General features: G+C 67.4%; 5 protein-coding genes. All 5 read left to right on the plus strand.

The genetic code is table 11. The annotated features are described in order from the left end of the window. Window positions 1-53: 53 nt before the first annotated feature. The 5 genes from AC5P66_RS17920 (at window position 54) to AC5P66_RS17940 (ending at window position 6,682) form a co-directional block, all read left to right on the plus strand. Window positions 54-692 (plus strand): YfgM family protein, encoded by a 639-nt coding sequence (locus AC5P66_RS17920; RefSeq protein WP_049413005.1) that lies wholly within the window; start codon window positions 54-56, stop codon window positions 690-692. Then, window positions 692-1,900, plus strand: a complete 1,209-nt coding sequence (gene bamB, locus AC5P66_RS17925; protein ID WP_049413007.1) for an outer membrane protein assembly factor BamB — start codon at window positions 692-694, stop codon at window positions 1,898-1,900. The genes AC5P66_RS17920 and bamB overlap by 1 nt, the downstream gene beginning before the upstream one ends. Window positions 1,901-1,915: 15 nt before the next feature. Continuing rightward, on the plus strand, window positions 1,916-3,313 hold the full coding sequence (gene der / locus AC5P66_RS17930; RefSeq protein ID WP_019661312.1) for a ribosome biogenesis GTPase Der: 1,398 nt from the start codon (window positions 1,916-1,918) through the stop codon (window positions 3,311-3,313). Window positions 3,314-3,488: 175 nt separating this feature from the next. Further along, on the plus strand, window positions 3,489-4,631 hold the full coding sequence (moeB, locus tag AC5P66_RS17935; RefSeq protein WP_099495126.1) for a molybdopterin-synthase adenylyltransferase MoeB: 1,143 nt from the start codon (window positions 3,489-3,491) through the stop codon (window positions 4,629-4,631). A 218-nt stretch (window positions 4,632-4,849) separates the two neighbouring features. After that, complete coding sequence (locus AC5P66_RS17940; RefSeq protein WP_099495127.1) at window positions 4,850-6,682, plus strand: monovalent cation:proton antiporter-2 (CPA2) family protein; 1,833 nt, start codon at window positions 4,850-4,852, stop codon at window positions 6,680-6,682. Window positions 6,683-6,880 lie beyond the last annotated feature (198 nt).

Below are 6,880 nucleotides of genomic sequence, written 5' to 3' on the forward strand. Positions count from 1 at the left end.
CCACCTTCGATTAAACCCAATGGTCCCTCCCGACGGGCGGGGCGAGAGTACGCATGGCGATCGACGATCTGCTCGACGAGCACGAACAAAGTGAACGCGTCCGCAGCTGGCTGCGGAAGAATGGCGCCAGCATCCTCGGTGGCGTAGTCATCGCCATCGGTGCCATTGCCGGCTGGCAGTGGTACCAGAAGGAGCAGGGCAGCAAGCTGGCCTCGGCCAACGTCGAGTACCAGAAGGCCCTGCAGGGCCTGCAGCAGAACAAGCTTGACGACGCCGCCAAGGCGGTCAAGGCGCTCGAAGCCGGCCCGTCCAGCATCTATGGCGACCTCGCGGCGCTGCAGCTGGCCAAGGCCCAGGTCGATGCCGGCAAGAACGAAGAAGCCCTGGCGACCCTGCGCAACGTGAAGGTCGAAGGCGACCTGCAGCGCGTGGTCGACCAGCGCGTGGCGCGCCTGCTGGTGGCCACGGGCAAGAGCGACGAGGCGATCAAGCTGCTGGGCAGCGCCACCGACAGCAGCAGCCTGGAAATCCATGGCGATGCGCTGATGGCGCAGGGCAAGCGTGATGAGGCCCGCGTACAGTACGAGAAGGCGCTGAAGACGCTGGACGTGGCGGCGCCGCAGCGGCGCCTGCTGGAAACCAAGGTTATGGACGCCGGCGGCACCGTTGCCGCCCCTGCGGAGTCGGTTTGATGAGTCAGAAGGTCATGATCACCCGCGTCGCCACCGTACTCCTGATGGGCATGGCCCTGACCGGCTGCGGCACCATGAAGGGCTGGTTCGCCGGCAAGGACGCGGCGGCGAAGAAGGCACAGGAGCCGGCTGAGCTGGTCAAGTTCGAGCCGACCGTGAAGGTCAGCAAGATCTGGTCGGTCAACCTCGGCAAGGGCGAGCGTCGCATCGGTGTGCGCCAGGGCCCGGCGGTGGCCAACGGCCACGTGTTCGCTGCGGCGATCACCGGTGGCGTGCACGCCATCGATCTGCAGACCGGCAAGAAGGTCTGGACCTGGGAGCCGAAGAAGGAAAAGAAGAAGGCCAAGCTGCGCCTGTCCGGCGGCCCGGGTGTCGGTGAGAACCTGGTCGTGATCGGCACGCTGGATGGCCAGGTCATCGCGCTGGACATCAACGACGGCAGCGAGAAGTGGCGCGCCCGTGTTCCGGGTGAAGTGATCGCCGCGCCGGCCGTTGCCCAGGGCATGGTCTACGTGCGCAGCAACGACGGCCGCGTGACCGCCTTCGATGTCGGCAACGGCACTCAGAAGTGGTTCAACCCGAGCGAGCTGCCGGCGCTGACCGTGCGCGGCAATGCGCCGGTGGTGACCGGCCCGGGCGTGCTGTTCATCGGCAAGGACGAGGGCGCGGTTGCGGCCCTGGCCCAGCAGGATGGCCGCACCCTGTGGGAGCAGAACCTGGGCAACGGCGAAGGCCGTACCGAGCTGGAGCGCATGGCTGACGTCGACGGCGCGCCGGTGCTGGAGGGCAACACCCTCTACGTGAGCAGCTTCAAGAACCAGACCATGGCCATCGAAGGCCCGACCGGTCGCCCGCTGTGGGCGCGCGACCATGGTGGTGCGGGTGGCGTGGCGGTGTCGTCGGGCAATGTGTTCGTCACCGACAACAAGGGCGGCGTGTTCGGCCTGGACAAGGCCAGCGGCGCAGCGATGTGGTCGCAGACCGCCTTGGCCCGTCGTTCGCTGACCGGCCCGGCGCTGCAGGGCGACTACGTGGTGGTCGGCGACTACAAGGGATACGTGCACTGGTTGCAGGCCTCCGATGGTGCGATGGCGGCACGGGCAAAGAGCGGTGGTGATGCCCTGCTGGCCCAGCCGGTGGTCGCAGACGGGGTGCTGCTGGTGCAGAACGTGGATGGCAAGCTGACCGCCTTCCGGTTGGCAAATTAATACGGAGTAATCGCGATGCTGCCTTTGGTCGCCCTGGTTGGACGGCCGAATGTCGGCAAGTCGACCATTTTCAATGCGTTGACCCGCACGCGTGACGCCCTGGTCCATGACCAGCCCGGCGTCACCCGCGATCGCAACTACGGCGTCTGCCGCCTCGACGAGGACAATCATTTCCTGGTCGTGGATACCGGCGGTATCGCCGGTGAGGACGAAGGCCTGGCCGGTGCCACCACCCGCCAGGCGCGTGCGGCGGCTGCCGAAGCGGACCTGATCCTGTTCGTCGTCGATGCCCGCGAGGGCACCTCGGCGCTGGACGACGAGATCCTGGCTTGGCTGCGCAAGCTGTCGCGACCGACGCTGCTGCTGATCAACAAGATCGACGGCACCGACGAGGACAGCGTGCGTTCCGAGTTCGCCCGTTACGGCTTCGGCGAGATGCTGACCGTCTCGGCCGCGCATCGCCAGGGCCTGGACGACCTGCTGGACGAAGTGATCCAGCGCCTGCCGGAAGAAGGCAGCGGCGAAGAGCTGGACAACGATCCGAACCGCATCCGCATCGCCTTCGTCGGCCGCCCGAACGTGGGCAAGTCGACCCTGGTCAATCGCATCCTCGGCGAGGAGCGCATGATCGCCTCCGACGTGCCGGGCACCACCCGCGACTCGATCGCAGTGGACCTGGAGCGTGACGGCCGCGAGTACCGCCTGATCGATACCGCCGGCCTGCGCCGTCGGTCGCGCGTGGACGAGGTCGTCGAGAAGTTCTCGGTGGTCAAGACCATGCAGTCGATCGAGCAGTGCCAGGTGGCCGTGCTGATGCTCGACGCCACCGAAGGCGTGACCGACCAGGACGCGACCGTGCTCGGTGCGGTGCTCGATGCCGGTCGCGCGCTGGTGATCGCCATCAACAAGTGGGATGGCCTGACCGAGTACCAGCGTGAGCAGGCCGAAACCATGCTGTCGCTGAAGCTGGGCTTCGTGCCGTGGGCCGAGTCCGTGCGCATCTCGGCCAAGCACGGCTCGGGCCTGCGCGAGCTGTTCCGCGCGGTGCACCGCGCGCACGAATCGGCGAACAAGACCTTCACCACCAGCGAAGTGAACAAGGCGCTGGAAGTGGCCTACGAGACCAACCCGCCGCCGACCATCCGCGGCCATGTCTCCAAGCTGCGCTACGTGCACCCGGCCGGTTCCAACCCGCCGACCTTCATCGTGCACGGCACCCGCCTGAAGGAGTTGCAGGAGTCGTACAAGCGCTACCTGGAGAACTTCTTCCGCAAGCGCTTCAAGCTGATCGGTACGCCGGTGAGCTTCATCTTCCGCGAGGGTACCAACCCGTACGAGGGCAAGAAGAACGTCCTCACCGAGCGGCAGATCAAGTCCAAGCGGCGCTTGATGAAGCACGTCAAGGGCAAGTGATTCACGGGAAGGCGGCCGCAGGGCCGCCTTTCTTGTTTGTGGTAGTGCCGGCCGCTGGCCGGCAACCTCGCGTCATCCCGCGCGTTCATGGCCATGCCGGCCAGCGGCCGGCACTACCCTATGTTTCCCGGTATCGGTCAAGGCGGCCTGCCGCCACGTGCGCGATAATGCGGCCATGAGCATCCAAGAGCTTTCCCCCGCGCAGGCACGCGAGCGCCTGGCCCATGGCGCGGTGCTGATCGATGTGCGCGAGGCGCACGAGCGGGCCGGCGGGATGGCCGAGGGCGCGCGCGGCGTGGCCAAGGGCGAGCTGCAGGCCGACCCGGCCGCGCATCTGCCGCGGCACGACCAGGAGATCCTGCTGATCTGCCAGAGCGGCAAGCGCTCGGCCGATGCCGCGCAGTTCCTGCTGGAGGCCGGCTACACCCGCGTCGCTTCCGTGACGGGCGGCACCGTGGCCTGGCGCGAGCAGTCGCTGCCCTTGGTGCAGCCGCTGGCCAGTGCCGCCGACCGCGATTTCTTTGATCGCTATTCGCGCCACCTGCTGCTGCCGCAGGTGGGCGAGGCCGGCCAGCGCCGGCTGCAGCAATCACGCGTGCTGGTGCTGGGCGCGGGCGGTTTGGGCGCGCCGGCCGGTTTTTACCTGGCGGCAGCCGGGGTAGGGCACCTGCGCTTCGCCGACCACGACCGCGTGGAGCGCAGCAACCTGCATCGGCAGATCGTGCATACCGAAGCCAGCGTCGGCCAGCTCAAGGTCGATTCCGCGCGCGAGCGGCTGCTGGCGTTGAATCCGTCGATCGAGGTTGAGGCCGTGCCCGAGCGGGTCACGTCCGAGAACGTGGACGCGCTGCTTGAGGGCGTGGACGTGGTGCTGGACGGCTCGGACAACTTCCCGCTGCGCTACCTGCTCAACGACGCCTGCATCAAGCACGCCAAGCCGCTGGTGTATGCCGCCATCGAGCGCTTCGACGGCCAGGTAAGCGTGTTTGACGCTGGCCGCCAGCGTGGCGTGGCGCCGTGCTACCGCTGCCTGTTCCCCGAGCCGCCGCCGCCGGAGTTTGCGCCGAACTGTTCCGAGGCCGGTGTGCTGGGCGTGCTGCCTGGCCTGGCCGGCGTGCTGCAGGCCACCGAGGTGCTGAAGCTGCTGCTGGGCATCGGCGAGCCGCTGGTGGGCCGCCTGCTGCGCTTCGATGCGCTGGGCATGCGCTTCCGCGAGACCGGCATCCGGCCGGACCCGCACTGCCCGGTGTGCGCGCCGGGCGTGCCGTTCCCGGGGTATATCGATTACGCCGCGTTTTGCCGGGGTGGCTCTCTGTAGAGCCGAGCCCGTGCTCGGCTGATGCTTCCCGCGCACAGCAGAAGCAGCCGAGCGTGGGCTCGGCGCTACAGCGACGTGCAATGGTTTCGGGATGATGCTGGGGCGGGCCCCCACCATCGTTCCACCTTCAAGACAATCCGGCGCAACATGCGTGCTATTGCCGTCATCGGCATTGCTCTATTGTTGAACCCGATTCTGGATCTTGGGGAACACACTGCATGGCGGTAGAAGCAGCGACCAGCGAGCTGGTCAAGGTCGTCGCCCTGCTGGGCGCGGCGGTGGTGATGGTGCCCTTGTTCCGCCGGGCCGGCCTGGGCTCGGTGCTGGGCTACTTCGCTGCCGGCCTGGCGATCGGACCGTTCGGCCTGGGCTGGTTCTCCGACCCGCAGGCGATCCTGCATACCGCCGAGCTCGGCGTGGTGATGTTCCTGTTCGTGATCGGCCTGGAAATGCGGCCCTCGCACCTGTGGAGCCTGCGCAAGGAGATCTTTGGGCTGGGCACGCTGCAGATCGTCACCTGTGCGCTGGTGCTGACCAGCATCGCCAAGCTGTTCGGCCTGCCGTGGCAGGTGGCCTTCATCGGTGCCACCGGCTTCGTGCTCACCTCCACCGCAGTGGTGATGCAGCTGCTGGCCGAGCGCGGCGACATCGCACTGCCGTCGGGGCAGAAGATCGTTTCGATCCTGCTGTTCGAAGACCTGCTGATCGTGCCGTTGCTGGCGCTGGTGGCGTGGATGGCGCCGAGCGCGGGCAGTGCCGATGGCGAGGGTTCGCGCTGGCTGTCGGTGGCCATCGGTGTCGGCGCCATCGTCGGCCTGGTGCTGGTCGGCCGCTTCCTGCTCAATCCGCTGTTCCGCGTGCTGGCCGAATCGAAGGCGCGCGAGGTGATGACCGCCGCCGCGCTGCTGGTGGTGCTGGGTGCGGCACTGCTGATGCAGCTGTCCGGCCTGTCGATGGCGATGGGCGCGTTCCTGGCCGGCGTGCTGCTGAGCGAATCGACCTTCCGCCATCAGATCGAAGCGGACATCGAGCCGTTCCGCGGCATCCTGCTGGGCCTGTTCTTCCTCAGCGTCGGCATGGCGCTGGACCTGGGCGTGGTGGCCGGCAACTGGCAGCTGATCCTCGGCCTGGTGCTGGCGTTGATGGCAGCCAAGGCGCTGTGCATCTACGTGGTCGCGCGCATCATGGGCAGCGACCACGCACAGGCGCTGGACCGCGGCGTGCTGATGGCGCAGGGCGGCGAGTTCGCCTTCGTGCTGTTCTCCGCCGCCGCCTCGGCCGGCGTGATCAACCTGGAGATCAATGCCAACTTTACCGCCGTGGTGGTGCTGTCGATGGCGCTGACCCCGCTGGTCGTGCTGGTCTACAAGCGCATCGCGCCGAAGCCGGAAGTGAACCTGGACGGCGTGGACGAGGCCGAGGGCCTGTCCGGCAGCGTGCTGCTGATCGGCTTCGGCCGCTTCGGCCAGGTCGCCAGCCAGTCGCTGCTGGCGCGCGACGTGGACGTGACCATCATCGACAACGATGTGGAGATGATCCAGAGCGCGGCGCGCTTCGGTTTCAAGATCTACTACGGCGACGGGACGCGACTGGACGTGCTGCATGCCTCGGGCGCGGCCACCGCGCGTGCGATTGCGGTGTGCGTGGACAAGGCCGAGGCGGCTGATCGCATTGTTGAGCTGGTGTCGCACGAGTTCCCGCAGGCCAAGCTGATGGTGCGCTCGTTCGACCGCGAGCATTCGCTGCGGCTGATCCATGCCGGTGTCGATTTCCAGATCCGCGAGACGTTTGAGTCGGCGGTGTTGTTCGGCCAGGCCGCGCTGGTGGAGCTGGGTGCGGATGAGGATGACGCGGTGGAGATTGCCGAGCAGATCCGTCGCCGCGATGCCGAGCGTTTCGAGCTGGAGATTGCCGGTGGTGGCTTGAACGCCGGCGCCAAGATGGTGTTTGGCAACTCCGGCCAGGGCGTGCCGACGCCGACGCCGTTCACCGCGCCGAAGCGGGCGAGCAAGACGTTGAACCCGCAGGATGTGCCGGAAGAGGAAGAATAGAGCCCGGTAGTGCCGGCCGCTGGCCGGCAGATACGGAATCGTTCCGACGTCATGGGGGTGCCGGCCAGCGGCCGGCACTACCGTGTGGGGAATTGCCGAAGCCGGCGGTTGGTAGTGCCGGCCGCTGGCCGGCAGATACGGAAACGTTCCGGCGTCATGAGGTTGCCGGCCAGCGGCCGGCACTACCGTGTGGGGAAT

This window comes from Stenotrophomonas sp. YJH_SMC_122, from assembly GCF_059369535.1.